The organism is Terriglobia bacterium (genome assembly GCA_020073495.1).
GTDB lineage: Bacteria > Acidobacteriota > Terriglobia > Terriglobales > Acidobacteriaceae > JAIQFD01.
This window is the reverse complement of record JAIQFD010000004.1, coordinates 198051-223564: the sequence shown is the minus strand read 5'-3', so window position 1 is coordinate 223564 and position 25514 is coordinate 198051. Positions and strand designations below refer to the sequence as shown.

At 61.1% G+C, this 25514-nt stretch carries 23 protein-coding genes; 10 read left to right on the top strand and 13 right to left on the bottom strand.

The window, feature by feature from the left end; all coding sequences use genetic code 11:
* Positions 1 to 3: 3 nt before the first annotated feature.
* The 3 genes from mfd to galU are packed head-to-tail and all read left to right on the top strand — an operon-like array spanning position 4 to position 6267.
* On the top strand, positions 4 to 3537 hold the full coding sequence (mfd, locus tag LAN37_11300; GenBank protein MBZ5647793.1) for a transcription-repair coupling factor: 3534 nt from the start codon (positions 4 to 6) through the stop codon (positions 3535 to 3537).
* A 36-nt stretch (positions 3538 to 3573) separates the two neighbouring features.
* Entirely contained in the window at positions 3574 to 5379 is a 1806-nt protein-coding gene (locus LAN37_11295) for a DUF885 domain-containing protein (GenBank protein ID MBZ5647792.1), read from the top strand.
* Between the two features lie 9 nt (positions 5380 to 5388).
* Positions 5389 to 6267: a UTP--glucose-1-phosphate uridylyltransferase GalU gene (gene galU, locus LAN37_11290; GenBank protein MBZ5647791.1), complete on the top strand. Its 879-nt coding sequence runs from the start codon at positions 5389 to 5391 to the stop codon at positions 6265 to 6267.
* A 90-nt stretch (positions 6268 to 6357) separates the two neighbouring features.
* On the opposite strand, the gene LAN37_11285 is transcribed toward galU, so the two are convergent.
* The 3 genes from LAN37_11285 to purD are packed head-to-tail and all read right to left on the bottom strand — an operon-like array spanning position 6358 to position 8687.
* Entirely contained in the window at positions 6358 to 6852 is a 495-nt protein-coding gene (locus LAN37_11285; protein MBZ5647790.1) for a hypothetical protein, read from the bottom strand.
* Entirely contained in the window at positions 6849 to 7364 is a 516-nt protein-coding gene (gene purE, locus LAN37_11280) for a 5-(carboxyamino)imidazole ribonucleotide mutase (GenBank protein ID MBZ5647789.1), read from the bottom strand. The genes LAN37_11285 and purE overlap by 4 nt, the downstream gene beginning before the upstream one ends.
* Before the next feature lie 39 nt (positions 7365 to 7403).
* Positions 7404 to 8687 (bottom strand): phosphoribosylamine--glycine ligase, encoded by a 1284-nt coding sequence (gene purD, locus LAN37_11275; protein MBZ5647788.1) that lies wholly within the window; start codon positions 8685 to 8687, stop codon positions 7404 to 7406.
* Positions 8688 to 9045: 358 nt separating this feature from the next.
* On the opposite strand from purD, the gene acnA reads away from it, so the two are divergent.
* The 3 genes from acnA to LAN37_11260 all read left to right on the top strand — a co-directional run bounded on the left by acnA (position 9046) and on the right by LAN37_11260 (position 14542).
* A complete protein-coding gene (acnA, locus tag LAN37_11270) occupies positions 9046 to 11739 on the top strand; it encodes an aconitate hydratase AcnA (protein ID MBZ5647787.1) in 2694 nt (897 codons plus the stop codon).
* 310 nt (positions 11740 to 12049) lie between these two features.
* Positions 12050 to 13300, top strand: a complete 1251-nt coding sequence (locus tag LAN37_11265) for an anion transporter (protein MBZ5647786.1) — start codon at positions 12050 to 12052, stop codon at positions 13298 to 13300.
* A 261-nt stretch (positions 13301 to 13561) separates the two neighbouring features.
* Positions 13562 to 14542: an IS1595 family transposase gene (locus tag LAN37_11260; GenBank protein ID MBZ5647785.1), complete on the top strand. Its 981-nt coding sequence runs from the start codon at positions 13562 to 13564 to the stop codon at positions 14540 to 14542.
* 157 nt (positions 14543 to 14699) lie between these two features.
* On the opposite strand, the gene LAN37_11255 is transcribed toward LAN37_11260, so the two are convergent.
* Positions 14700 to 15536, bottom strand: a complete 837-nt coding sequence (locus LAN37_11255; GenBank protein ID MBZ5647784.1) for a hypothetical protein — start codon at positions 15534 to 15536, stop codon at positions 14700 to 14702.
* 185 nt (positions 15537 to 15721) lie between these two features.
* Here LAN37_11255 and LAN37_11250 point away from each other — a divergent pair, with 185 nt between their 5' ends.
* On the top strand, positions 15722 to 16204 hold the full coding sequence (locus tag LAN37_11250) for a redoxin domain-containing protein (GenBank protein MBZ5647783.1): 483 nt from the start codon (positions 15722 to 15724) through the stop codon (positions 16202 to 16204).
* Positions 16205 to 16396: 192 nt separating this feature from the next.
* Here LAN37_11250 and LAN37_11245 read toward each other — a convergent pair whose 3' ends face one another.
* Entirely contained in the window at positions 16397 to 17020 is a 624-nt protein-coding gene (locus LAN37_11245; protein MBZ5647782.1) for a TetR/AcrR family transcriptional regulator, read from the bottom strand.
* Between the two features lie 357 nt (positions 17021 to 17377).
* On the opposite strand from LAN37_11245, the gene LAN37_11240 reads away from it, so the two are divergent.
* Entirely contained in the window at positions 17378 to 17839 is a 462-nt protein-coding gene (locus LAN37_11240; protein ID MBZ5647781.1) for a response regulator, read from the top strand.
* Between the two features lie 40 nt (positions 17840 to 17879).
* Here LAN37_11240 and bstA read toward each other — a convergent pair whose 3' ends face one another.
* The 4 genes from bstA to LAN37_11220 form a co-directional block, all read right to left on the bottom strand.
* The gene (gene bstA / locus LAN37_11235) at positions 17880 to 18407 is read right to left on the bottom strand and encodes a bacillithiol transferase BstA (protein ID MBZ5647780.1); all 528 of its coding nucleotides are present in this window, start codon (positions 18405 to 18407) and stop codon (positions 17880 to 17882) included.
* Positions 18408 to 18693: 286 nt separating this feature from the next.
* Positions 18694 to 18975, bottom strand: coding sequence for a GlsB/YeaQ/YmgE family stress response membrane protein (locus tag LAN37_11230; protein MBZ5647779.1), 282 nt, complete (start codon positions 18973 to 18975; stop codon positions 18694 to 18696).
* An 819-nt stretch (positions 18976 to 19794) separates the two neighbouring features.
* Positions 19795 to 20226: a hypothetical protein gene (locus LAN37_11225; GenBank protein ID MBZ5647778.1), complete on the bottom strand. Its 432-nt coding sequence runs from the start codon at positions 20224 to 20226 to the stop codon at positions 19795 to 19797.
* An 817-nt stretch (positions 20227 to 21043) separates the two neighbouring features.
* On the bottom strand, positions 21044 to 21223 hold the full coding sequence (locus LAN37_11220) for a hypothetical protein (GenBank protein ID MBZ5647777.1): 180 nt from the start codon (positions 21221 to 21223) through the stop codon (positions 21044 to 21046).
* 417 nt (positions 21224 to 21640) lie between these two features.
* Between LAN37_11220 and LAN37_11215 the strand changes: the two genes are divergently transcribed.
* Together LAN37_11215 and LAN37_11210 are read left to right on the top strand one after the other, a co-directional pair.
* Positions 21641 to 22495, top strand: a complete 855-nt coding sequence (locus tag LAN37_11215) for a hypothetical protein (GenBank protein ID MBZ5647776.1) — start codon at positions 21641 to 21643, stop codon at positions 22493 to 22495.
* A 24-nt stretch (positions 22496 to 22519) separates the two neighbouring features.
* Entirely contained in the window at positions 22520 to 22861 is a 342-nt protein-coding gene (locus LAN37_11210) for a hypothetical protein (protein MBZ5647775.1), read from the top strand.
* A gap of 15 nt (positions 22862 to 22876) precedes the next feature.
* Here the strand turns inward: LAN37_11210 and LAN37_11205 are convergent, their stop codons facing one another.
* From LAN37_11205 to LAN37_11190, 4 genes are all read right to left on the bottom strand, one after another.
* Positions 22877 to 23659: a phage Gp37/Gp68 family protein gene (locus LAN37_11205; protein ID MBZ5647774.1), complete on the bottom strand. Its 783-nt coding sequence runs from the start codon at positions 23657 to 23659 to the stop codon at positions 22877 to 22879.
* Between the two features lie 4 nt (positions 23660 to 23663).
* Positions 23664 to 24500 (bottom strand): three-Cys-motif partner protein TcmP, encoded by an 837-nt coding sequence (locus LAN37_11200; protein ID MBZ5647773.1) that lies wholly within the window; start codon positions 24498 to 24500, stop codon positions 23664 to 23666.
* 323 nt (positions 24501 to 24823) lie between these two features.
* Positions 24824 to 25180: a type II toxin-antitoxin system RelE/ParE family toxin gene (locus LAN37_11195; protein MBZ5647772.1), complete on the bottom strand. Its 357-nt coding sequence runs from the start codon at positions 25178 to 25180 to the stop codon at positions 24824 to 24826.
* 3 nt (positions 25181 to 25183) lie between these two features.
* Positions 25184 to 25507, bottom strand: coding sequence for a hypothetical protein (locus LAN37_11190; protein ID MBZ5647771.1), 324 nt, complete (start codon positions 25505 to 25507; stop codon positions 25184 to 25186).
* Positions 25508 to 25514: the final 7 nt, after the last annotated feature.

Genomic DNA, 25514 nt, shown 5'->3' with positions numbered 1-25514 from the left:
TGAATGGTCCTGCCGTTCGTCCGTGAAATCTTCGCGGACGTGGAAAAGAGCCCCGAACTGGCGCGTGCGGCCTCCCACCTGAAAGCCGGCGCGGGGCGGATACGTGTCTCTGGCCTCACTCCGGCCGCCAAGGCGCTCTACCTTGCGCTGTTGCACCGCGCCATAGGGCGCCCACTCCTGGTGGTCGTGGCCGACAACCGCTCCGCCGAGGCCATGCTCCCGGTCCTCCAGGCCTTTTGTGAGCTGACCGGCGCGGCCGATCCTGCTGCTGTCATCAACCTGCCCTGTTATGACGTTCTGCCCTACGAGAACATGTCGCCCCACCCCGAGATCCAGGAGCAGCGCGCCATCGCCCTGTGGAAGATCGTGACTGGCGCCGCTTCCATCGTGGTGACCCCGGTTTCCGCCGCCGCCATGCGCATGCGCTCCGCTGAGTTCTACGGTGGGCTGGCGCGCATCGTCCGCCGGGGCGAGTCCATCGACGCCGAGCAGCTCATCCAGCACCTAAACACCGTGGGCTACACCTCGGTGGACGTGGTTGAAATGACCGGCCAATACGCCTTGCGCGGCGGCATCCTCGACGTCTATCCGCCCGACGCCGACCGCCCCCTGCGTGTCGAGTTCTTCGGCGACGAGGTCGAGTCCCTCCGCAAGTTCGATCCCGCCACCCAGCGCTCGCAGAACCCGGCCGACGAGGCCGCGCTTCTGCCACTGACCGAAACCCCCGTCACCGCAGATCTCTTGGCGGCCATCCACGCCCGTCTTTCCGGACGGCGCCTCAGCGGCAGCGCGGAGGTGCTCGCGCAGGCTGCCGTCGCCGGTGGAGCCTCGGTCTTTCCCGGCTGGGAGTTCTACGCCCCGCTGGCGGACGCCGACGCTACCCTGTTCCAGCTTCTTCCCAACGCAGTCGTGCTGGTCGATGAGCCTGTCGTCGCCGAAGATGAACTCAAGCGCTGGTGGGAGAAGATCGCGGAAGCGCACGAGCGCAGCGGCGTAGGCGAGCTCGCCCGTCCCGAAGAGTTGTACCTTGCCCCGGAGCAGTGGCGCGAGATGGTTGCCGCCTTGCCGGGAGGCTCCCTCGAACACCTGGGCTTCGAGGGCAACAGCGAAATACTACATGTGTCGTTTATATCCCAACCCACCACCCGGTTCCATGGATCGGTCCCGGCCCTGGCGGAGGAGGTCAAGAAGCTGACCGCTGAGGGCCGGCGGGTGATCTTCGCGGCCGCCAATATCGGCGAAGTCGAGCGCCTGGGTGACATCTTCAGCGAATACGGGGTCCCCTACCGCCTGGGTACCCATGCCAAGACCGCCGCCGCCGACCCCTGTCTGGAAGAGACCGCCTACTTCGCCCAGGAAGTTACTACTACTGTTGTAGTGAAAGCCGCAATCCCCGATGGCGTCGTCCTCCCCGCTCCCGGCCTGATCGTCTTCGGCTTTCTCGACCTGTTCGACGAATCGGAAGCGGTTGTCCCCCGCCCCCTCCGCCAGAAATCGAAGACCGCCGCCTTCCTCTCTGATTTCCGCGACCTTCAGATCGGCGACTATGTCGTTCATGTCGAGCATGGCATCGGCCAGTACCGGGGCCTGAACGAGATCCAGCAGGGCGACACCGCGACCGAGTTCATGGTGCTGGAGTACGACGAGGCCGCCCGCCTCTACATCCCCCTCACCCGCCTCGACCTGGTCCAGAAATACCGCTCCGCCGAAGGCGCCAAGCCGGTTCTGAGCCGACTCGGCACCGCTGCCTGGGCCAGGACAAAGGCGCGCGTCAAGAAAGCCATGCAGGACATGGCCGACGAACTCCTCAAGCTCTACGCCCAGCGCCGGCCCGCCCAGGGCCACGCCTTCCCCTCTGACACCGACTGGCAACGCGAATTCGACGACGCCTTCGAGCACCAGGAGACCGACGACCAGGAACAGGCCATCGCGGACGTCAAGCGCGATATGCAGTCCATCCAGCCCATGGACCGCCTCGTCGTCGGCGACGTCGGCTACGGCAAGACCGAGGTCGCCATGCGCGCCGCCTTCAAGGCCGTGAGCGACAACAAGCAGGTGGCGGTGCTCGCTCCCACCACCGTCCTGGCCTTCCAGCACTACCAGGTGTTCAAGCAGCGCTTCGCCGCCTTCCCCATCGCCATCGAGATGCTGAGCCGCTTTCGCACCACCAGGCAGCAGAAGGAGATCGTGGAGAAGGTCGAGCAGGGCAAGGTGGATGTCCTCATCGGCACCCACCGGCTGCTCTCCAAGGACATCAGATTCACCGACCTCGGCCTGGTGGTCGTTGACGAGGAGCAGCGCTTCGGCGTCAAGCACAAGGAGCGCCTCAAGCAGCTCAAGAGAGAAGTGGACGTATTGACCATGTCGGCCACGCCCATCCCGCGGACGCTGCACATGTCGCTGACCGGCCTGCGCGACATGAGCGTCATCGAGACGCCCCCGCGCGATCGCATCGCCATTCAGACCGTCGTTGCCGGCTTCGACGACAAGCTCATCAAGACCGCCATCGAGCACGAGCTGGAACGCAGCGGCCAGGCCTACTTTGTTCACAACCGCGTCGAGACCATCCACGAGATCGCCGCCAAGGTGCAGGAGCTGGCGCCCAAGGCGCGCGTCATCATCGGCCACGGCCAGATGTCCGAGGGTGAGCTCGAGAAGGTCATGCTCAAGTTCATCCGCCACGAGGCCGATGTGCTCGTGGCCACCACCATCATCGAGAACGGCCTCGACATCCCGCTCTGCAACACCATCATCGTCAACCGCGCCGACCGCCATGGCCTCTCGGAGCTCTACCAGCTTCGCGGCCGCGTGGGCCGGTCGAATCGCCGGGCTTACGCATATTTGCTAGTTCCTCCCGAGGCCGAGCTCACTCCCCTGGCGCGCCGTCGCCTCGCCGCGCTCAAGGAATTCTCCGATCTAGGGGCGGGTTTCAAGATCGCCGCGCTCGACCTGGAACTGCGTGGCGCCGGCAACCTGCTCGGCGGACAGCAGAGCGGGCACATCGACGCTGTCGGCTTCGAGCTCTACACCACCATGCTGGAACGCACCGTCCGCGAGCTGAAGGGCGAGGAAGTGCCCGCCGAGGTGGACACCCAGCTCAATCTTGGCATCAACATCCGCATCCCCGCCGATTACATCGGCGAGGAGAACCAGCGGCTGCGCATGTACAAGCGCGCCGCCGGCGTGGAGACCGCGGCCCAGCTCGACGACGTCCGCGCCGAGCTGGTGGACCGTTACGGCGAGCCGCCCGAACCCGTCCGCCACCTGCTGGAGTATGCGGCTCTCAAGCTGCTTGCCCGCCGCGTGGGCGTCACCACCATCGACCGCCGCCGCGACGTAGTCACCATCAAATTCACCGGGAACGCCGAGGTCGACCCCGAAAAGCTGGCCCGCTTCGTCGCCCAGAACCGAGGCGCGCAGTTCAGCCCAGACGGCATGCTCAAGTTCAACCTCGCTTACACCGGCGCGGAAGAAGTTCTGTTCCGGCTGCGAACGCTTCTGGAAGACCTCTCGATGCCCAAAGTCGCCGCCAACTGAGCGCCTGTGTTACCTTGTTTGCCCCTCGAGGTGCGGATGAGAAACGTCTTCTCGCGGCTCGTCGCCGCTGCATTGATTGCCTGCTGTCTCACACCCGCTATGGCCCAAACCACCAGGAAACCCAGGACCGCGAAGCCACCGCTGGCCCCCGAACCCACTATGTCTCCCTGGGACAAGCTCGTGGACCAGTTCTTTGACGATTACTACTTCCCCTTCCATCCCACGGAAGGCACCTCCGCCGGCTTCCACCGCTACGACGCCAAGCTGGAAGACTTCTCCCGCAAGGCCGTCGACGACGAGATCGCCGCCGTCAAACACATGAAGGCGCGCTTCGAGGCCTTCGACGCCTCCAGGCTCACTCCCGGTCAGCAGGCCGACCGCGACCTGGTCATCGCACGCTGCGACTCCCGCCTGTTGTCCTTGGTGGAGATTCGGAATTGGGAGAAGAATCCCAACCGCTACTCCAGCAACATCACCAACAGCGCTTTCGTCATCATGAGCCGAAGATTCGCGCCGCCGGAGCAGCGCCTCAAGTCCCTCATCGCGCGCGAGCGCCAGATGCCCAAGGCCCTCGACGAGGCCCGCGCCAACCTCAAGGATCCGCCTGAGGTCTTCACCAAGGTCGCCATCCAGCAACTGCCCGGCATCATCGGATTCTTCCAGAAAGATGTCCCCGAAGCCTTCAGCTCGGTCAAGGACCAGAAGCTCCTGGCTGAATTCAAGCAGGCCAACTCCGAGGTCATCGACGCCCTGCGCAATTACCGGTCATGGCTGGAGAAGGACCTGCTGCCGCGATCTAAGGGCGATTTTCGCATCGGAGCCGAGAATTACCGCAAGAAGCTGCTCTACGACGAGATGGTGGACACCCCTCTCGACCAGCTCCTGAAGATCGGCTACGACAATCTTCACCAGAACCAGAAAGCGTTCGAGGAGACGGCGAAGAAGCTCGATCCCGACAAGACCCCGCAGCAGCTTCTCGACGAATTGGGCAAGGACTATCCGCCGCCCGACCGCCTGCTCCAGACCACAAGCGACCTGCTCACCGGCTTGCGCGATTTCCTGGAGAAGGGTCGGATCGTCACCGTCCCCTCCCAGGTGCTGCCCATCGTCGAAGAAACGCCGCCCTTCGCTCGCGCCCTCACCTTCGCCTCCATGGACACCCCCGGCCCCTACGAGCACGTCGCCAAGGAAGCCTTCTTCAACGTCACCTTGCCGGAGAAGGATTGGGATCAAAAGCGCGTCGCCGGATTCATGGCGCAGTTCAATTACAACACTCTGGTCTCGATCGCCGTGCACGAGGCCTATCCCGGCCACTACACGCAATTCCTCTGGGTGCCGGCAGCGCCGTCGAAGGTGCGCAAGCTGCTGGGCTGCGGCTCCAACGCCGAGGGCTGGGCTCACTACAGCGAGCAGATGATGCTCGACGAAGGCTACGGTGACTCGCCGCAGGCGGAAAAAGCCGTCAAGGAAGACAAGCGGGCGCTTCGCCTCCGCCTTGGCCAGTTACAGGACGCGCTGCTCCGTAACGCCCGTTACATCGTGGGCATCGAGATGCACACCGGCAAAATGACCTTCGACCAGGCGATCGATTTCTTCGTCAAGGAAGGCTACCAGCCGCGTGCCGTCGGAGAAGTCGAGACCAAGCGTGGCACCTCCGACCCGACGTACCTCGTCTACACGCTCGGCAAGCTCCAGATCCTCAAGCTCCGCGACGACTACAAGAAACTGCGCGGCGACAAGTTCAGCTTGCGGGAGTTCCACGACCAGTTCCTCAAGCAGGGATTCCCGCCGGTCAAGATCATCCGCCGCGCCATGTTGGGCAACGACAGCCCGGTGCTGTAACCTGACACGGTGATGAGAGTCCGCAAAGCCGTTTTCCCTGCCGCCGGCCTGGGCACCCGCTTCCTGCCGGCCACCAAGGCCCAGCCCAAGGAGATGTTGCCCTTGGTGGACAAGCCCATCATCCAGTATGGCGTCGAGGAGGCACTCGCCGCCGGCTGCGACCAGATCATCATCGTCACTGGCCGCGGCAAGAGCGCCATCGAGGACCACTTCGACGTCAGCTACGAGCTGGAGAAGATGCTGGAGGAGAAGGGAAAGACCGAGCTCCTCGCCGTTGTCCGGCAGATCTCCGACATGATCCATGTCGCCTACGTGCGCCAGAAGGAGGCCATGGGTCTGGGCCACGCCGTTCTCATGGCCCGCGAGCTGGTCGGCAACGAGCCCTTCGCCGTACTCCTCGCCGACGACGTCATCGACGCCCCCACCCCCTGCCTAAGACAGATGATGGAGGTCTTCGACGCCACCCAGTCCTCCGTGATTGCTACACAAGTAGTAGATGGGCCGGCGATCTCTGCCTACGGCGTGCTCGACGTCAAGCCAGCCGACCCGCGCTTCGGCGGGAATCTCTTCGAGATCAACAACATGGTGGAAAAGCCGAAGCCGCAGGACGCGCCCTCCAACCTGGCCGTCATCGGACGCTACATCCTCACCCCGCGCATCTTCGAGATGCTCGAACGCACCCCGCTCGGCGCCGGAGGCGAACTCCAGCTCACCGACGGCATGCGCCTCTTGCTCCAGCAGGAAAAGATGTATGGATTCCGCTTCGAGGGAAAGCGCCACGACACCGGCGACAAGCTCGGCTTCCTGAAGGCGACCGTCGAGTTCGCCCTCAAGCGCCCCGACATGGGCGATGCGTTTCGGGAATACCTGAAATCACTGAAACTGTGACCTGCAAACAAGCCACGAGCAATTAGCGATTAGCGTTTAGCCAGCGGGGTTCCCTTCAATGGCTAAACGCTAATTGCCAATCGCTAATCGCTACTCCAGCGCGTCGCTGAAGATGAAGTCGTGCCCCCACTCCTGCTTGTAGCCTTTTTGCCGCAAGATGGCGGCCACCTGCCCCCAGTGCCGGATCCCGTGCAGCAGTGCGTGCGCCAGGATCTTTCGCTTGCTTGCCGATAGCGTTCCCGCTGTTATCGTCTGGAAGGTCAGCACCTTGGCCAGGTCGCGCTCGTTGGACTTCGCCTGCCACTGCTTGATGTTCTCGCGCGCCTTGGCGTGGATACCGAACAGCTCATCCAGCGACCCGGTGGGCAGCTTCTCGTACGGCGTCTCGGCCGTCTCCAGCAGCCGCTCCGAATAGCGCAATTCCACGGCGAATATGTGCAGCAGCACCCCGCGCAGGTCTTTCCTGCCCGCGGTATCGATCTGCACCTCCAGGATGGCCGGCCCCGCGCTGTTCAGGAAGGTGCGCCACTTCGCCGTCTCCAGTTCGGTATAGCGCAGCAGCTCGGTGAAACTGACCCCGTTCATCGTGGCTCCTGTTTTTGCGAGCCCTTCAGCCTGGCTGATTTTTCTTCCACGCCCTTTGCCAGCTTTTCCTTGTGCGCGTGCATCTTCTTTGTGATCTCGGGGTCGCTGGTGGCCAGGATTTGCGCCGCCAGGATGCCGGCGTTGGTCGCCCCGGCCTTGCCGATGGCCAGCGTGCCCACCGGGATCCCCGCCGGCATCTGCACCGTCGCCAGCAGCGCGTCCATTCCCTGCAGCGCCGACGAGGGGATGGGTACGCCCAGCACCGGCAGCGTGCTCTCCGCCGCGATCACCCCCGCCAGGTGGGCGGCTCCGCCCGCTCCCGCGATGATCACCTTGATCCCGCGCCCCGCCGCCTTGCGCGCGTACTCGCTGGTGCGCGCCGGCGAGCGGTGCGCCGAGGTCACGTCCATCTCGTACGGGATGCCGAACTCCTCCAGCGCCTTCCCCGCCTCGCGCATGATCTCCATGTCCGAATCCGAACCCATCACGATGGAAACCAGTGGTTTCGCCATGCCTGTCCTGTAGAGACGTCGCTTGCTACGTCTCGTTTGTTATTTGGAAGCCTTCTGGCGCAGCGCCCGCGCTGCGATGTCCTTGCGGTAATGCATGCCCTCGAACTGGATCCGGTCCACCGCCTCGTACGCTCGCGCCAATGCCGTATCCAGGTCTGCACCGCGCGCCGTCACGCCCAGCACTCGCCCGCCCGCCGTGTAGAGTGCCCCGTCTCGGCTTGTGGTTCCCGCGTGAAACACGGTGGCGCCCTCGACTTTCGCCGCTTCGTCCAATCCGTTGATCTTCTTCCCTTGCTCGTATGCCCCGGGATATCCGCCCGACGCCAGCACCACGCACACCGCCGCATCCGCCGACCAGCGGAAGTCGCCCTCGCTCGCACGGCCCGCGATCGCCGCCTCGAGCGCGTCCACCAGGTCGGATTCCATGCGCATCAGGATGGGCTGCGTCTCCGGGTCGCCGAAGCGGCAGTTGAACTCCAGCACCATCGGCCCGCGCGCCGTCATCATCAGCCCGCAGTAAAGGATGCCCTTGTACGGATGCCCCTCGGCCGCCATGCCCGCCACCACCGGCTTCGCAATATGCGCGATCAGCCAGTCCTGCATCTTGGGGTCGAGCAGCGCATTCGTCGAGTACGCGCCCATCCCGCCAGTATTGGGGCCGGTGTCGTTCTCGCCCACGCGCTTATGGTCCTGCGCCGCCACCAGCGGCACCACCCGCTCCCCGTCGCTCATCACCAGGAACGACAGCTCTTCGCCCTCCAGGCACTCCTCCAGCACCACCTGTGACCCTGCCTCGCCCAGCATCTTCCCGCTGAGCATCTCCGCCGCGACGCTGGCCGCTTCCTCTTTTGTGGAGACGATGACTACGCCCTTGCCCGCTGCCAGCCCGTCCGCCTTGACCACGATCGGGGTCTTGAACAGCGGCAGCCCCTTCTTCACCTCGTCGGTGGATTTGCAGATCGCGTAGTGCGCCGTGGGGATGTGGTGGCGCTGCATGAATTCCTTGGCAAAGCCCTTGCTCGACTCCAACTGCGCCGCCGCCGCCGTCGGCCCGAACACCGCGAACCCGCGCTTCGCGAACTCGTCCGCCACGCCCAGCGCCAGCGGTAGTTCCGGCCCCACCACCGTCAGGTCAGGCCTCACCTGGTTGGCCACCGCCAGCAGCGCGTCCACGCTCTTCACGTCGCCCGGCACGCACTCCGCATCGCGGCAGATACCGCCATTCCCCGGGACGCAGTAGAGCTGTTTCACCCGCCGGGACTGCCCCAGCTTCCACACCAGCGCGTGTTCGCGTCCGCCGCTTCCGATGACCAGGATCTTCATGATGTTCGCCGGAAAGAGAGACAAGGTTAGGCGTGCTGCCCGCCGGGTGTCAAACCCAGCGCTGCGCCTTTGCCCCGGTGACCGACGTGCCCCTGTGGCCCTTCCTTCGGGTCCTTTTGGGCGAGTCGTTCTTTGCCTGCTCTTCGCCGATCTCCAGGGTTGCGCTACCGCATCACCTGCTGTCGCGCAGCGCCGAGGGCGCGGCGCATGCGCAGCCCAGGACGGAAGTCCTGGGTCAGGCATCGCTTGTTTGCCGGAGTACCATCGGGACGACGCAATCCTGAAACTGCCTAGAATCCCCCTTACCGAAGTGGTACTGTTTAAGGTTTGGCAACGCTCTCATAAAAGGTCCATAGCCATGCAGAACAGTTTTGGAAGCCGCTCCACCCTCCGCGTCGGCGACAAGGAATACGAGATCCACCGCATCGACGCGCTCGACAAGCAGGGCATTTCCACCACTCAGTTGCCCTTCTCGCTCCGCATCCTGCTCGAGAACCTGCTGCGCACCGAGAACGGCCGCTCCGTCACCCCGGACGACATCCGCTCTCTTGCTGCCTGGGACGCCGCCGCGGCCCCCAGCACCGAGATCGCCTTCACTCCCAGCCGCGTGCTCTTGCAGGACTTCACCGGCGTTCCCGCGGTGGTGGACCTGGCCGCCATGCGCGACGCCATGAAGACGATGGGCGGCGACGCCAATCTCATCAACCCGCTCTCCCCCGCCGAGCTGGTCATCGACCACTCCGTACAGGTGGACGAGTTCGGCACCCCGCAGGCTATGGACATCAACGCCGCCCTCGAGTTCCAGCGCAACCGCGAGCGCTACGAGTTTCTCCGCTGGGGACAATCCGCCTTCCGCAATTTCCGCGTGGTTCCGCCCGACATGGGCATCGTCCACCAGGTCAACCTCGAGTACCTGGCGCACGTCGTCTTCGTGAAGGAGAACGGCAAGCCGATCGCCTATCCCGACACCCTGGTCGGCACCGACTCACACACCACCATGATCAACGGCCTGGGCGTGCTGGGATGGGGCGTCGGCGGAATCGAAGCCGAGGCCGCTCTTCTCGGCCAGCCTGTCTCCATGCTGATCCCGAACGTCGTCGGCTTCAAGCTGACCGGACAGTTGCGCGAGGGCTCCACCGCCACCGACCTTGTGCTCACCGTCACCGAGATGCTGCGCAAGAAGGGCGTCGTGGGCAAGTTCGTCGAGTACTTCGGCCCCGGGCTGGACAACCTGCCGCTCGCCGACCGCGCCACCATCGCCAATATGTCCCCCGAGTACGGCGCCACCTGCGGTATCTTCCCCGTGGACGACGAGACCATCCGCTTCCTGCGCTTCACCGGACGCCCGCCCGAGCTCATCGCCCTGGTCGAGGCCTACTGCAAGGAGCAGGGCCTCTTCCGTACCAAGGGCGCGCCCGAAGCGAAGTACTCCGACATGCTCGCGCTCGATCTCTCGACGGTCGAGCCCAGCATCGCCGGTCCCAAGCGCCCCCAGGACCGGGTCGCGCTGTTCAATTCCAAGACCAACTTCCAGCAGGCGCTGCCTTCGCTGCTGAAGCCCAACGCCAAGAAGACCGCGGGCGACGGCAAGCTGCACAACGGCTCGGTCGTGATCGCCGCCATCACCAGTTGCACCAACACCTCGAATCCCTCGGTGATGGTCGCCGCCGGCATCCTCGCCAAGAAAGCGGTCGAGAAGGGCCTCTCCACCAAACCCTGGGTGAAGACGTCGCTGGCTCCGGGTTCGCGCGTCGTCACCGAGTACTACAAGCGCGCCGGACTCACGCCCTTCCTCGATCAGCTCAAGTTCAACACCGTCGGCTACGGATGCACCACCTGCATCGGCAACTCCGGCCCGCTCCCGGCCGACGTCTCCAAAGAGATTCAGGACAAGGACCTGGTCGCCGTCTCCGTGCTCAGCGGCAACCGCAACTTCGAAGGCCGCATCAACGCCGAAGTCCGCGCCAACTACCTCATGTCGCCGCCGCTGGTGGTCGCCTTCGCCCTGGCCGGCCGCATCGACATCGATCTCGCCAACGAGCCCCTCGGCAACGGTAAGGATGGCAAGCCGGTCTTCTTGAAAGACATCTGGCCGACGCAGCGCGAAGTCTCCGACACCATCCAGAAAGCCCTCGGTTCCGACATGTTCCAGAAGAACTACTCCGAGGTCTTCGCCGGCGACGAGCGCTGGAAGAACCTGAAGGTGCCGACCGGCGACACCTTTGCGTGGGATGCCAAGTCCACCTACGTCAAGCACCCGCCCTACTTCGAGGACATGCCGCACACGCCCCCGCCCGTCAACGACATCAAGGGCGGGCGCGTGCTGCTCAAGCTCGGCCACAGCATCACCACCGACCACATCTCCCCAGCCGGATCCATCAAGCCCGACAGCCCGGCCGGCAAGTACCTCATCGGCCACGGCGTGGACATCAAGGACTTCAACTCCTACGGCTCACGCCGCGGCAATCACGAAGTCATGGTGCGCGGAACGTTCGCCAATGTCCGCCTGCGCAACCAGATCGCTCCCGGCACCGAGGGCGGATGGACCCGCCACCTCCCCGACGGCGAGACCATGACCGTCTTCGACGCTTCCGTGAAATACCAGCAGGAAGGCGTGCCCCTCTTCGTCCTCGCCGGCAAGGAATACGGCTCCGGATCCTCGCGCGACTGGGCCGCCAAGGGACCTCGCCTGCTCGGCATCCGCGCCGTCATCGCCGAATCCTACGAGCGCATCCACCGCTCCAACCTGGTTGGCATGGGCATCGTCCCCCTGGAGTTCCTGGGCGGCGCCACCGCCGACTCCCTCGGCCTTACCGGCGAGGAGTCTTACGAGATCGTCGGCCTCAAGGAGCTTATCGAGAACAATTTCGCCACCGGACGCGAGGTCACGGTGCGCGCCGCTGGGCCTGCCGGCGTTAAGGAGTTCCGCGCCCTGGTGCGCATCGACACCCCGCAGGAAACCCTCTACTACCGTCACGGGGGCATCTTGCAGTACGTCCTGCGCCAGTTGCTCGCCGGTAAACCCAAAGTCGCGGTCGCAACCGCCGGCTGAACTCCTCCGTCGCTCCGGGAGCCAGGTTGTCGCGCGGCCGTCACACGCGATCGAGGATCTCGATGGTGTCATCCTGAGCGAGGCGCGGCCGTTGTTGCTGCGCCTCGTCGATCAGAGAACGAACCATTGTTTCCCCTGTCATCCTGAGCGGGCGTCAGCCCGCGAAGGACCTCGCCGATGCTCAAATCACGACGTTAGTAGATCGGCTCCACGCCGATGCGCGCAGCGGCCGAAGGCCACTGAGTACTGAGTACCGCGTACTGAGTACTCTGCGCAGGGTCTACCTTTTTCGCTGCTAAGATATCCCCGCTTGCCCACCCATCTTCCGCCGATCGTCGTTTCCGACGCGCAACTCGCCGCGGCCTACGCCGTCTTCCTCGGCAGCTACCTGGTCTTCGCCATCGGCAAGTTCCCCGGGATGAAGATCGACCGCCCCGGCGCCGCCATCATCGGCTCGGCGGTCCTCTTTGCCTTTCGCATCATCGGCCCCCGCGAGGCGATCGCGTACATCGACTTCGCCACTATCGTCCTGCTCTTCTCCATGATGCTCATCGTCGGCAACCTGCGCCTGGCCGGCTTTTTCGACTGGGTGACCGAAGCCATCGTCCGCCGCCTGCATCCGCGCCACCTGCTGCCCACGGTCATCTTTACTAGCGGCATCCTCTCCGCCTTCTTCGTCAACGACATCGTCTGCCTGGTGATGGTTCCTTTCGTCATCGGCGTCACCCGCCGCATGGGACTTCGCCCGCTGCCCTACCTGCTCGCCCTCGCTACCGCCTCGAACATCGGCAGCGTCGCCACCATCACCGGCAACCCCCAGAACATGCTCATCGGCTCCGTCTCCGGCATCGGATACCGCGAGTTCCTCTGGCACCTCGGCCCCGTCGCGATTCTTGGACTGCTGCTCGACTGGGCCATCCTCCACTGGCTTTACCGCCACGACGACATCTCCCTCCCGCCTCTCGACGACCGCCGCCAAGCCAGCCGCACCGAGCCCACCCGCCTGCGCAAGGCCGGCATCGTCATCGTCTTTGTCCTGGGCGGCTTCCTCGCCGGGGCGTCTCCTGCCATGATCGCCGCTCTTGGCGCAGCGCTCCTGCTCATCACCCGCACCGTGGAGCCCCGCCGCATCTACGACGAGATCGACTGGGGCCTGCTCGTCTTCTTTATCGGGCTGTTTCTGATCGTCGGCGGGGCAGAGAAGTCCGGCATCGTGGACCGCCTCATGGCCCTCACCCGCGGCTGGAACCTCGAGCGCGTCGCCCCCCTCACCCTCGTCACCGCCCTGCTCTCCAACGTCGTCAGCAATGTTCCCGCCGTGATGTTGCTCAAGTCCGCTGTCTCGCGTTTCGCCAACCCGCACACCGCCTGGCTCACGCTCGCCATGGCCAGCACCCTCGCCGGCAACCTGACCATCACCGGCTCGGTCGCCAACATGATCGTCGCCGAGCGCGCCCGCCCCGAGGTCGACATCACATGGCGCCAGTACCTCCGCGCCGGCTTTCCCGTCGCCCTCGCCACCATCGCCATGGGTGCCGCCTGGCTCTGGTGGATTGACTAGGACTGCCCGCCCGAGTCTTTACGTTTGTCATCCTGAGGCGCTTCAGCGCCGAAGGATCTCGCCCGTGTTTGCCCCACCCCGTCAGTGAATCGGTCTCACCCGAATGCTTGCTGCGACCGAAGGTTTCTGACTACCGACTACCGAGTACCGAGTGCTGAGTACTGAGTACTGAGTACTGAGTACTGAGTACTGAGTACTGAGTACTGAGTACTGGGCAATAATATACTTGACAAATCAAATCCCTTGGGCTATTCTGTCTCCATGAAAGACAGAAAACAGCCCCGCACTCTTCAAGAGGCAATCCGGTACTTCGGTGATCCCGACAATGCGTTGGCCTATGTGGTCGAGCGAATCTGGCCTGATGGCACAGTCACCTGCCCCACCTGTGGCCGCGCTGACGTTGTGTTCCTGAAGAATCAGCGCAAGTGGCAGTGCAAGAGCGTTCATCCCAAGCGCCAGTTCTCCGCGAAGGTCGGAACTATTTTTGAGGACTCGCCCATCCCGCTCGACAAGTGGATGACCGCTGTCTGGATGCTGGTCAACTGCCGCAACGGAGTTAGCAGTTATGAAGTAGCGCGGACTATCGGAGTCACCCAAAAGAGCGCATGGTTCATGCTGCATCGCATCCGCAAGGCCTTGCAGAACAAATCCTTCCGCAAGTTGGGCGGTTCTGGCGGAAGCTGCGAAGCTGACGAAACCTTCATCGGTGCGAAGGCCCGTAATGTCCACGTCGGCAAGCGCGATGCGAAGGTCGGCATGGGGAAGAAAGCAATCATCGTCGGAGTGCTGGAGCGAGGTGGTCACGTCCGCGCCGAAGTGGTCGAGACTCGGAAGCGCCACAAGATTCACGAGATCGTAAAAGAGAACGTGCTGCCAGGTTCCGCTCTCTACACTGACAAGCTGCTCTCTTACAAAGGGCTGGAAAACTACTTCGCTCACGAAGTGGTTGACCATGCACTCGGCTACGTTCGCGGACAGGTTCACACCAATGGCCTCGAAAACTTCTGGAGTCTCCTGAAGCGCGGCCTTGGTGGAACCTACGTTAACGTCGAGCCGTTCCATTTGTTCCGTTACCTCGATGAGCAAATGTTCCGTTACAACAATCGCCGGGATGCTGACCGCGTCCCGCTGCCGGATTCCGAGCGGTTCAACCTCGCCCTTAGCGGCATACTTGGAAAGCGTCTCACCTATGCCGAACTCACTGGCAAGGATGGTGCGACGCAACCGCCAGCAGCCAGCTAAACACCCCCGCCAGATGCGCGGCGGGAAGCGGAAGTTCTCTTAGGCTTCCGCTTTTTTGCTGTCTTCTCCGCGTCCAACTTGGCCTTGATCTCAGAGTGGGGAACGCGCAGCAGTTGGCGCATCGTTCTGTCAAACCGTTCGTATTCATTCGATTTTCTCACTGCGGTAGTTCCTCCATTAAGCGACGCATAAATCCTCGGCTACTTGTCATGATTTCCTCTGCAACGTCCGGGGCAAAGTCTGGCTTTATCACGACCAAACGATTGGCAGCATGATTAACCTTGTTGCGCCACGCAAGCTTCATCATTTGCGCGCAGTTATTAATCTGCTCCAGCCCAGAATAGGTCACGCGCTCTGCTGTCGGATACTTTGCGTGTCCACCCTCAACCAGTTGCTTCATCTTGTTGCAGGTCGCATCCCATCCAGACTTTGGATCCGTTACCCCAAGTTCTTTTCCGAGTTCAATCAGTCCGACTTCTACCACTAACAGCGAGTGAAAGACACAACCCGCATACCGTGACAGCGCAAAACACTTCGACATTTCCTCGATGTCGGTTGCGGTGTCAGGGAAGCGTCCTATGATCTCCTCCCAACCATTTCGAGGGGTGTCAAAATAGTCTCTTCGCGAATGTGGCAACTGAAGGAACAACTTGGTCTCTAACTCGTCTGGGAGCCTGCTCTTGATGTTTTCAAGGAAATGCAGGATGGCCTTGTTGAATACCTGCGGATTGTCCTCTCTGTACGATGTGATGGCATAAATGGCACTGTGAATTGCCTTCCGAGTGACTGGCAAATCTGCGCTTTTGCATAGCGCAGACAGCTCGTTCAATTCGCTAAGCAAGAACGGTAGCCTTTGATAGTTTCGAAAGTCTTTATCTCCAGCCCTTTCCACCACGTCGGAAAAGAGAGAGAGTGCGGCGTACTTCTGTAAGTACAGATGCGCGTAAAGCCTTAGTATCTCCATTAGGCTAACCAGCCTTTCCAGAGTGCTCATTGTGCACCCCGATGGCTGATTCGCCAAGTATATTGTTGCCGAGTACTGAGTACTGAGTACTGAGTACTGAGTACTGAGTACTGAGTACTTCTTCCCCCGGCTTGCTCCTTGTTCTCCCCCTGACTAAAATCGATAGGTTCCGCTCCTCGTGGGCGGAAGAACTGTACTCGTAAGCGGAGGAACGAATGCCTTTAAAAGTTGGTGATATGGCGCCGGACTTCGAGGTCCCTGCTGTCGTCGGCGACAAGAAGCAGAAGGTCAAGCTGAGCGACTTCAAGGGCAAGAAGCACGTCGTCCTGGCCTTTTATCCGCTGGACTGGACCCCAGTCTGAACCGCGCAGATGCCGGCGTACAACGCGGACCTCGACAAGTTCGCCGGTTTCGATGCCCAGGTCGTGGGCATTAGCGTCGATTCCATCCCCAGCCACATCGCGTGGCAGAAGAAAGACATCGGCATGCTGAGCTACCCGCTGTGCAGCGATTTCTACCCGCACGGTTCGGTGGCAGAGAAGTTCGGCGTGCTCCGACAGGGCGATCCCATCCCCGGCATCAACGAGCGCTCTGTGTTCATTATCGACAAGGGTGGCAAGATCGTCTTCAGCAAGGTCTACCCTCTCGACCAGCAACCCGACAACGAGGAAGCCTTCGACGTCTTGCGCAAACTCTGAGAAGAAGTATTCGGTACTCAGTACCCAGTTAAGGGAAAGGGCGGGTCTCACGGCCTGCCCTTTACTTTTCTCGATCTTCCTTCGCGTCCTTTGTGGTGAGTCTTGGCTTGAAGCGCAAGAGAGTTGGATAAAACGGAGTGACCGCTGAAAACACCGGCGGTTAACTGAGTACCGAGTACTGGGTACTGGGTACTATCCTTTCACCAATCCCCCGATCATCGCATTGAAGACCCTTCGCAAGTCTTCCGACGAATAGTTCGCCGGATATCCCATCCGCTGCGCCAGCACCTGGTCGCGCAGCATGCCCTCGAACATCCCCGTCAGCCCCGAACGCAGCGCCTGCGCGTCCAGTTCCGGACGCAGCATTCCCGCGTCTTTCATCTGCGCCAGGATCCCGTCCAGCACCTTCACGAACCGCAGATAACCCTCGGTCATCAGGATCATGCGCCCTTCCTTGCGCACGCGCCGGCCCTCCAGCAGCATCAGCTCCTTCAGTTCCTTGTCCCGCTCCAGCGCGTTCACCACCAGGTCGAGCAGCGCCTGCAGCTTCTCCGCCGGCGACTTCAGCTCCTCGATCCCCCGGAAATAGAACGACATCTGCTCCCAGCCCTGCTCGAAGATCGCCTCCAGCAGGCCTTCCTTGCTGCCGAAGTGCTTCATCAGTTGCGATTCGCTGGTGCCCGCCATGCGCGCGATGTTCACCGTGCTGGTGTTCTCGTATCCGCGCGCCGCGAACAGTTGCTTCGCGGCTTGCAGGATCCGGTCGTGGGACGACACCCCGGGCGCAGTCAACGGTTCGGCTTTTCGGAGAGTCACGTCTTATCACTACTATTGCCGCTACCCTTTGGCAAGAGCACGGTCTGTCGGGAATTCTGCGCGGCCGTCCGTGCCCCTCCGCGGCTGGCCCCGTGGACATCGCCCCGCTCCCGCGCTGCCCGCGCAGATGTTTACTATTCAGTAATCGCATGTCCAGCCGCCGGCAACCCTCCTCCAAGCGCTCCGGCACTGGGTTTGGCCCGGCAGCCGCCCCCAATGCTCCCCTAGGGGCTCTTCCAACCGCCTGTATCTGCTGGCGAGTAAGAGACTTGTACCACCATCGTCCTTTGGGACACGTCCCCCGGTAACTGGCGAAAACGCATCCACTGGGCTTACTACTGTGTCAAATACGTGGACTTGTTTCTGAGGCATTCGGTGATGGGCACGTCGGTCAAACGGTTGCGCGATCTCAGGCTCGTTCTGGTGGACGACGATTCTTCCTTCACTCTCATGTGGAGCAGGATCTTCGAAGCCGACGGCCACACCGTGGTCCGCTGCCACGACATGCAGAGCGCTTGCACGGCCATCGCCGACGGTTGCGATTGCGTCATCACCGACCTCCAGATGCGCGACGTCTCCGGCCTCGACCTCATCCGCGCCGCCAACCATCCCGCCGGCCCGGTCCTTATCCTCATGACCGGTGACGACTCGCCCGACCTGCGCTCGCAAGCCTTCGACGCCGGTGCGGCCTGCGTCTTCCATAAGGGCGAAGACACGGCTCTCGTGGTCTCCACCGTCGAGGCTCTTTGCGGCGCCATCTGCCAGCCCGTCATGCGCTACAAGACCGGCGAGTTCTCCCTCGGTTCCGCGCTGGCGTGACTGTCGCCCAGCACGGGAGTGCTGGACCCGGAGCTGACCCCTACCACCCCATTCTCTTCCTCAACTCCGTGATGTGCCCCACGTGGTGCCGTCCATGCCAGGAGTAGAGCGCGAGCAGCCAGTCGACCGTTCTCACTCCCGCTTCGGGATGGCGGAACGTACGCTGGTAGTCTGCCGATTTCAGCGAGCGCAGCAGCTTCACCCAGCGCGCATGCAGGTTTTCCAGCAGCGCCAGGGAAGTATCGATCGGCGTCTCGCGCGTATCCGCCAGATTTGCCCAACCCTTCTCGTCGTAGGGCTTGATGGTCGGCTCGTCCTCGGTCAGCGCCAGCTTCAACCGCACGTACGCATTCAGATGGCTGTCCGGGACGTGGTGCACGACTTGCCGCACCGTCCATCCGCCGTCGCGGTACGGTGTGTCGAGCTGCTTCGCGCGCAGCCCTTTGACCGCCGCCCGCATCCTGGCCGGCGTCTGCTCGATGGCCGCAATGAACTTCTTGCGCTGGGTTGGATCGTACGGACCTTCGTACTGGAAGGGACCGATGGGGTAACGAGGATCTTTGCTCATGTCCTGTTGGACGCACGATCCCCGGAAATGGCCTCAAAAAACGTAGCCTGCCACCAGGACCGATTTCACCGCGGAGGACGCAGGGAAGAGGCTTTTCACCGCGGGGGACGCGGAGGACGGAGAGGGACCTGATTTTGCAAACTACAAATTGCAATTTGCAAATTACAAATCCTGAACCTCACCACAAACGACACGAAGGCCGCCGAGGAGATCCGAGATCCCATCGCGGCGGCCTGTGCCGGTCCCTTCGACTTCGCTCAGGGCAGGCTGGTCGAGCAGGCCCGTCTTACGCGGCCCGCCTGAGGACTACGCTCTGGGGAGCGCGGCGCACCAACAGCTTGTAGACGGTCAGCAGGACCGCCGCTCCCAGGATGCACACGCCCATGCTGCTCAACTCGAATCCGTTGCCCGCGCCGGCCAGGGTGCTCACGTAGCCACCCGCCACGCCGCCGGCCATGCCGAACAGCACGCAGGGCAGCCAGCCGCGATCGCTCTCGTACCAGGCGACCGATTTCACGAACCCTCCCACCAGTCCTCCCAGAATCACCCAAAACAGTAACGCCGCCATGGAATCCTCCTAGTGTTGAGATATATCGTAATACGATACAACAATATCTTAGCACGAGAGAGCCTGTCCGTCAAGGGAAAAGGCGAAGCGGGACGGGCGGCGGCGGGCGGGGTAGTCCCGGGCCCACCGCGGCTAAAGCCGGTGTCCAAAAGCGCCCATGAAGCAGGCCTGAAGGCCTGCACTACCTCCTCGCCCGCGCACGGCCGCGAATGAGGTAGCCCCGGCCTTCAGGCCGGGGTTTAGACGGTCAAGAAGATTCGGGGCTTTAGCCCCTGAGGGCCGACCGCGGCTAAAGCCGCTGTCCAAAAGCGCCCATGAAGCAGGCCTGAAGGCCTGCACTACCTCCTCGCCCGCGCACGGCCGCGACACGAGGTAGTCCCGGGCTTCAGCCCGGGGTTTAGACGGTCAAGAAGATTCGGGGCTTTAGCCCCGGAGGGCCGACCGCGGCTAAAGCCGGCGTCTAAAGAACGCCCGATGAAGCAGGCCTGAAGGCCTGCACTACCTCCTCGGAGGTAGTACAGGGCTTTAGCCCGGGGAAGGGGCACGACTTCAGTCGTGCCGTAACGGGTGAAAAGAGATTCGGGGCTTTAGCCCCTGAGGCCCACCGCGGCTAAAGCCGGGATCAAGGAGGCGTCTGGTTCCGACGGCTAAAGCCGTCGGCTTCCACCGCTGTTCGCAGCACCGTGGAAGCCCCGGCTTTCAAGCCGGGGTTTAGACGGTCAAGAAAGGATTCGGGGCTTTAGCCCCTGAGGTTGAGCCGTCTTGCGGGCGTGCTCACCGCAGAGGACGCGGAGGACGCAGAGGGCTTGAAATCACAGATCACAGCAGCAGCTCCCAGGCCTCGCGGTATTTCTCGTATTTGCTGCGGGTGCGGGGAACGTGCGGAAAGAAGCCGACAGAACGGGACGGGATAATGGCACGGACAGGAAGGATGTACCAGACGTCGAGGGGGGCGATCCAAGCGGCGAAGAAATCGAAGTCGGTGCAGGTGTAAGGGCGGCCGCAGTGCTCCGTGGAAATCTTGTAAGCGGACTCGTGAAAGAGACCGAAGGAGGACTTGACCTGAATGCGCCAGAGGGGAGCGCCGGGGGCGGGAGCGGCGTGGCCGGGACGACGCGCCTGAACGACGAAATCGTAGGGCGTGGAGTTGCCGTAGGGTTTGCAAACAATCAGGCCATGCTGCATGGCGCGGAAGACGAAGGCACACTCCGCCTGCTCCCCGTAAACGGACATCAGGGAGCGTGGGGGCATGGTGTTAATCGGGGAATTTGTAATTGGTAATTGGTGATTTGCGATTGGCGAAGTGAGGACTCTGGGTGCTCGGCGTTCTCTGCGGTGAAATCAGGCCGCAAAACGCGAAAAGCCCGCAGCGCACGCCGCGGGCTTTTTTCTTACTCTCTAATTCCAGTATGGCATATCGGAGGGGGTAAAAGTGCCACTTTCCACAATTTTATAATTGCCGTGGATTGATGCGGTTAGGGAGAATTATAGCTCTCAGGGGTATTGACAAGAATTTGAACGGGTTCAGATCCTTCCCCTTCGCGGTGCTCAGGGTCAGGATTTCGGCAGCGGGCTCCCGCTGCGCTCACGCCCGCTAAGCGCCTCAATTTGAACGGGTTCAGATCCTTCCCCTTCGCGGTGCTCAGGGTCAGGATTTCGGCAGCGGGCTCCCGCTGCGCTCACGCCCGCTAAGCGCCTCAATTTGAACGGGTTCAGCACAATCCGGAGCGAATCCGGGTTTTACCGCCGAGGACGCAGAGAACGCCGAGGGGCTTCGAATTTGCAAATTACAAATTGCAATTTGCAAATTACAAATCCTGAACCTCACCACGGAGGACACGGAGGCCGCGGAGCCGCCGCAGGCGGCGAAAGAATCTAGCCCCGGGCGTGAGCCCGGGGTAGGGGGTTGGTTTGGGGAAGAGCCCCTTCAGGGGCGAAAGAAGATTCTTACGCCCGCTGAAGCGGGCTCTGCCCTTCTAATGCAGCTAACCCCGGGTCGCGCAGCGAGTCAGGCCTAAAGGCCTGACCTACCGGCGCCCGGGGCTAAAGTCTTACGCCCGTGAACGGGCTAGGCGCTATGGTGGCGGGCCTTGCGCCGCTGGTCCTTTGCGACCCATTCCACGAACAGGGCTTGGAATTCTTCCTGAGTGTAGATGCCTTTATGGATCAGGAGCGTGTTGATGGCGTACACGGTCGCTTTGAATCCGTCGTCTCTGCTGGCAAGGTTCAGGGCCTCTTCGAAGGACATGGCTGCTTCTCCCGGACACAGGTTATATCGTGCGGCACCAACGGCTCTCGCTTGGTACTGGGTACCAGACCCTTCGCTCTGCTCAGGATTTCGGCAGCGGGCTCCCACTGCGCTCACGCCCGCTAAACGCCTCAACTTGGTACCGGGTACTTGGTACTTCTTCCCCCGCTCCGCCGATCCCCAGTTCCCCCGATGGTCAGGTGGGCCACCCGCCATCTGCACTGTGATTAGTGCAAGTTTCCTCATCCGTCCACAGCAAATTGTCGTTATCCACAGCTTATTCGCAGACCGGAAGTGACAGGCTGTTGACTAGAATCGTATGCAGAGAGAGTGTCAAGGGGTGGCTGCTGCAGTTGTCGTGCAAATTACGATTTAGTTGGCACGCACGATTGCTCCAGGCACCGAAAGGTAACTGATGTGAAACTGGGTTTCGTCAAGCGAGCCCCGAGCACGATGGTCATGTTCTGCGACGAATCATCGCAAAACCTACGCCAGTATGTAATAGGCGGCGTGTATTTCAGTCCTTCCGACCCGGAAGGTGGGGATGTCGTCGTGTCCCGACTGGAGCAGCAGCTGACGGAAACGAAAGATAGGTTTGCGCTAGAACCGGGCACGCTCAAATGGGCAAAGGTTCCGAGCGACGGTCAATATTTGGAGGGCTACAAAGAGTTCTTGACCGTTTTCTTGGAGGAGAAACGGTTTTACTTCAAATGCATGGTCGTCGATCGCAGCAAATACCCCTTGGATAGTCGGGCGTTCATGCAAAAGGACCCACTCCTAGGTTATCTGAAATTCTATTGTGTCTTCTTGGCTGATGGTTTCTTGCGCCGTTACCCAGAACACTTCTTCGATGTCAGAATCCATCAATACCAAGACCGGCCTGGGCACACCGTGACGGATCTGGAACGGACAGTTGAGGCCAGGTTCGTCAAACGTGCTCAGCCCCCAAAGAGATACCTTGATTACTGCCGCGTTAGGAGTATGCCGCTGGAAGGCAGCAACCTCCTCCAACTAACCGACATTCTCGTCGGTGCTGTTGCTTTTGTTTGGAATGATGGGCGAGAACGGGTGTCGAAGAGGTCGAACGCCAGGAGGGAATTGGTCGAACTGATTGAATCGAAGCGGCAAATGAAACTCGACCAGCCGACATCGGCCGCCACTCTGGGCATTAACATCTGGCGATTTGAGTCCTCAAAATTACCGCAGAACTCGATCAGCTCTATTACAGGCCGTGGAATGCAAGACTTGGCGCGTGGAGACGTCAAACTGTGAACATCAGTGCGAACGGAGCATCATATGCCGAAAGGAATTTGCGTCAGTGAAGAAAACCGTTGCGGCCTTTCGTTCAGGAACCACGAGATTAGCTATTTGCTCGAAAGATTGGAAGTGATAAGAGCCCGAGAGCTTCGCGGCGAAGAGGTGCCGCAGGAGTTCATTGGGTATCTCCGACCATTTGCGAGGTATTTCCAAGACGGCGCGTTCTGCCTGGATTGCGGCGGCGCTCTTCAAACCACTACGCTGCCGAACGCGAATCTAGACAGGAACGGCGACGAATTCAGGCGTCGAAGCGACATTATCCGACTCCTCGGTGTGCTTCCCGAGTTGCAAAACCGTGGGATTATCCCTTATGACTTTTGATGGGTAACCCGCCGGCTAGTCGGCGGCAACGGTTTCCGCGATAGCGCCGTGGTTGGTTGTGAACGCAGCTTTCCGAGACGCGGGAAAGTCGTCATGAGTTCTTCCATCTAACCTGCGACCCGCGAGCTTCTTTCGTGTGCCACCCCATTGCTTAAAGAAGAATGGAACGCCGGCACCGGCACATTGGTCGCGCAAAGATCGGACCCATTCACACTTCATTGGGCGTGCTCCTGGGCCACTCTCTCCGCCCACGATCACCCAACCAATGTCGCGGAGATCAATTCGTCCTAAATCTTCCAAGAGCGGCTCGATGGACAAGAAGCGCACTTGTGCAGGAGTGTCTTTCAACAGATCGATACGTGGCAGCCCGTGCATTCGATTTTCAACGCTGACGCCCCACCAAATGTGCTGGGATCGAGCGACGTCCCGCAGGGGACCATTCAATTGCTCAAATAACCGCTTTGCCCGTTTGGTCAGTACCTGATACGTGTGCCAGTTTGCAGAAACCATCACGTCCGCGACCTGCCGGACATACGAGTCTGGGACACCTTCGTGGAACAGGTCGCTCATAGAGTTGACGAAAATCCTCCGAGGAGTTCTCCACTTGAGGGGCTCCTTGAGCTTTTCAGGGACGAGTCGCAAATCGAATCCAAACTCATAAGGATGGCCCTTGACGCTGCGGAACCTCTCCGCGAACCGCTCGGCATAGCAATTCTTGCAGCCAGGACTGATCTTCGTGCAGCCGCGCACGGGGTTCCAAGTGGCATCTGTCCACTCTATTGTGCTTTGCAATGCCATTCAGTTACCTCGCAAGACCCAGCGTGCGGTACTTGTTAAAGATATCCGTCACAATCTCGCGAGCCACGCCCTTTTGGGATGCGAAGAACAGGTAGTAAACGACTGCCCCGTTCGAATTACGCATCGGCAGCGGGCTAGGTACGTAGGCAAATCGTGCTACAGCGCGCAAGCGCTCCCGAAAAGCCTCGGCGACTGCTGCGTTTGGATTCTTCTGCAACTCGATATCTCCAAACAAAGTCGGCTCTTGTCTATATGCAGCGCTCCTCCATGAGTCGTCGCCCCAATATGACGTCATCCTCGCGGCGTCCTCCACGGACACTCCAGAGGGATCGTGCCAGAGGACGTTTCGATTCATATCCATGGTCGGAAAGTTCAGAAATATGTCGATGCTACCCATGCGTCCCGCCGTCTCAATGACCTTCCAGAGAAGGTGGAGGCCGTAGGGATCAAGGATGCATAGCGCCCGGCGGTAGTCCTCAAAACGAACCTTTGGGTACACTTCTGCAAGCAGGATCTCATTGCAGTCTCCGTGGTATAGGTGAACCTCTTGAAGTTCCCCGACCTGTTCACGAAGGAATTCGACCTTTTCTCCCTCTAAGTCAATCAGGTGATACTCCCTGAACGGAGGAACAATCGACAACGCGTTCAGCGGACTCCCTAAGACGAGTTCTCCGCTCGAACGAGAGATGTGTAAACCTGCTCCGGAGAAAGCGTCGATGTAGGAGTGGTGGAGCTTGGGAGCAGTTTGGGCGGACATGATTCGTGAATACGCTGCCGCGTAATCCCGAATAATCGCGAGCTTGATCTCGGACCAAATGCCGATTTCATCAAAGGGTGGCATCCCGTCCTATTTTCGCTATTTATTCGCCTCGGTAGCAAGTGTCAAAGTGGTTGCAACTTTGAAGCAGCGGCTGTTATTCCTGCACGCTCACCACCTGGAGGACCTCTTCAACGGTCGTGAGTCCTTCCGCTTCGACTTCGCTCAGGCCCTTCGGCTTCGCTCAGGGCTCGCTGCGCTCGGCCTCACTCTTGAACAGAGACGACCTGTAGCACCTCTTCCACAGTAGTCAAGCCCTCTGTTAAGAGCCAGGCGGCGTACTTCTTCAGGTCCCACATGCCCAGCTTGAGGGCGGCGTTCTCCGCTAAGACTATGAGACGAGGAGGTTAGCGCTTAGGTGGTGCCGAAAGGCCTTTCAGCGCCGCCAAAACTTGTTCCGCTAGTTTGCCTCGCTTTGCGGCTGCCTCCAGTCGCCGATAAATATCCTTAGCTTCGTCCTTGTCGTGCCTCCCGATGCCCGCAACGGCTATGATGCGCTCCTTTTTGTACACCTTGAACACTACGCGGTACTTGCCGTGGTGAAAACTGCGCCAGCCTTGTAGCGGCTCTCGAAGTTCGTCCGAACAGGGCGCCGGATCGGGCGCCAGTTCCTTCTTCATGGCCTTGCCGAGTGCGTTTCTTATGTTTCTTGGAAGTGCCCTCACATCTTGAAGGCCATCATCGGTGAACTGGATGTCGTACAACGATTACTCCTCTCCGAACGCCTCCTCGAATGAGTGGAGTCTCCCGAGGCGGACATCTTCATCAATCGTTTTCCCCGCACGCAGGAGTTGGTTGTACAACTTGGGATTCGCCATGATACTGAGCGTTTCCCGAAGCGCACGGAAGCGCACAAGGAGATCGTCGAAATACCGCTTATCTACGACATATTTGTCGTTTTCAGCATCCCAGGCGGTGACTTCCACAACAGTCTGCCCCTTGGCTTTCCCAAGAAAGTCACTCTGCCTTTGACGAAACTCCGATCGCTTGACCTTGACCGTAGCAAGGCCCTTCGTAGCCGCTGTCAACATTATACGC

What these genes read in the sequence shown, in the direction of transcription:
- LAN37_11190 (MBZ5647771.1), bottom strand. Translation starts at nt 25,507, where the DNA reads ATGTTGACAGCGGCTACGAAGGGCCTTGCTACGGTCAAGGTCAAGCGA.
- LAN37_11210 (MBZ5647775.1), top strand. Translation starts at nt 22,520, where the DNA reads ATGCCGAAAGGAATTTGCGTCAGTGAAGAAAACCGTTGCGGCCTTTCG.
- LAN37_11220 (MBZ5647777.1), bottom strand. Translation starts at nt 21,223, where the DNA reads ATGTCCTTCGAAGAGGCCCTGAACCTTGCCAGCAGAGACGACGGATTC.
- LAN37_11285 (MBZ5647790.1), bottom strand. Translation starts at nt 6,852, where the DNA reads ATGAACGGGGTCAGTTTCACCGAGCTGCTGCGCTATACCGAACTGGAG.
- bstA (MBZ5647780.1), bottom strand. Translation starts at nt 18,407, where the DNA reads ATGAGCAAAGATCCTCGTTACCCCATCGGTCCCTTCCAGTACGAAGGT.
- LAN37_11200 (MBZ5647773.1), bottom strand. Translation starts at nt 24,500, where the DNA reads ATGCCACCCTTTGATGAAATCGGCATTTGGTCCGAGATCAAGCTCGCG.
- LAN37_11255 (MBZ5647784.1), bottom strand. Translation starts at nt 15,536, where the DNA reads ATGAGCACTCTGGAAAGGCTGGTTAGCCTAATGGAGATACTAAGGCTT.
- LAN37_11295 (MBZ5647792.1), top strand. Translation starts at nt 3,574, where the DNA reads ATGAGAAACGTCTTCTCGCGGCTCGTCGCCGCTGCATTGATTGCCTGC.
- purD (MBZ5647788.1), bottom strand. Translation starts at nt 8,687, where the DNA reads ATGAAGATCCTGGTCATCGGAAGCGGCGGACGCGAACACGCGCTGGTG.
- LAN37_11260 (MBZ5647785.1), top strand. Translation starts at nt 13,562, where the DNA reads ATGAAAGACAGAAAACAGCCCCGCACTCTTCAAGAGGCAATCCGGTAC.
- LAN37_11225 (MBZ5647778.1), bottom strand. Translation starts at nt 20,226, where the DNA reads ATGCCCCCACGCTCCCTGATGTCCGTTTACGGGGAGCAGGCGGAGTGT.
- acnA (MBZ5647787.1), top strand. Translation starts at nt 9,046, where the DNA reads ATGCAGAACAGTTTTGGAAGCCGCTCCACCCTCCGCGTCGGCGACAAG.
- LAN37_11230 (MBZ5647779.1), bottom strand. Translation starts at nt 18,975, where the DNA reads ATGGCGGCGTTACTGTTTTGGGTGATTCTGGGAGGACTGGTGGGAGGG.
- purE (MBZ5647789.1), bottom strand. Translation starts at nt 7,364, where the DNA reads ATGGCGAAACCACTGGTTTCCATCGTGATGGGTTCGGATTCGGACATG.
- mfd (MBZ5647793.1), top strand. Translation starts at nt 4, where the DNA reads ATGGTCCTGCCGTTCGTCCGTGAAATCTTCGCGGACGTGGAAAAGAGC.
- LAN37_11205 (MBZ5647774.1), bottom strand. Translation starts at nt 23,659, where the DNA reads ATGGCATTGCAAAGCACAATAGAGTGGACAGATGCCACTTGGAACCCC.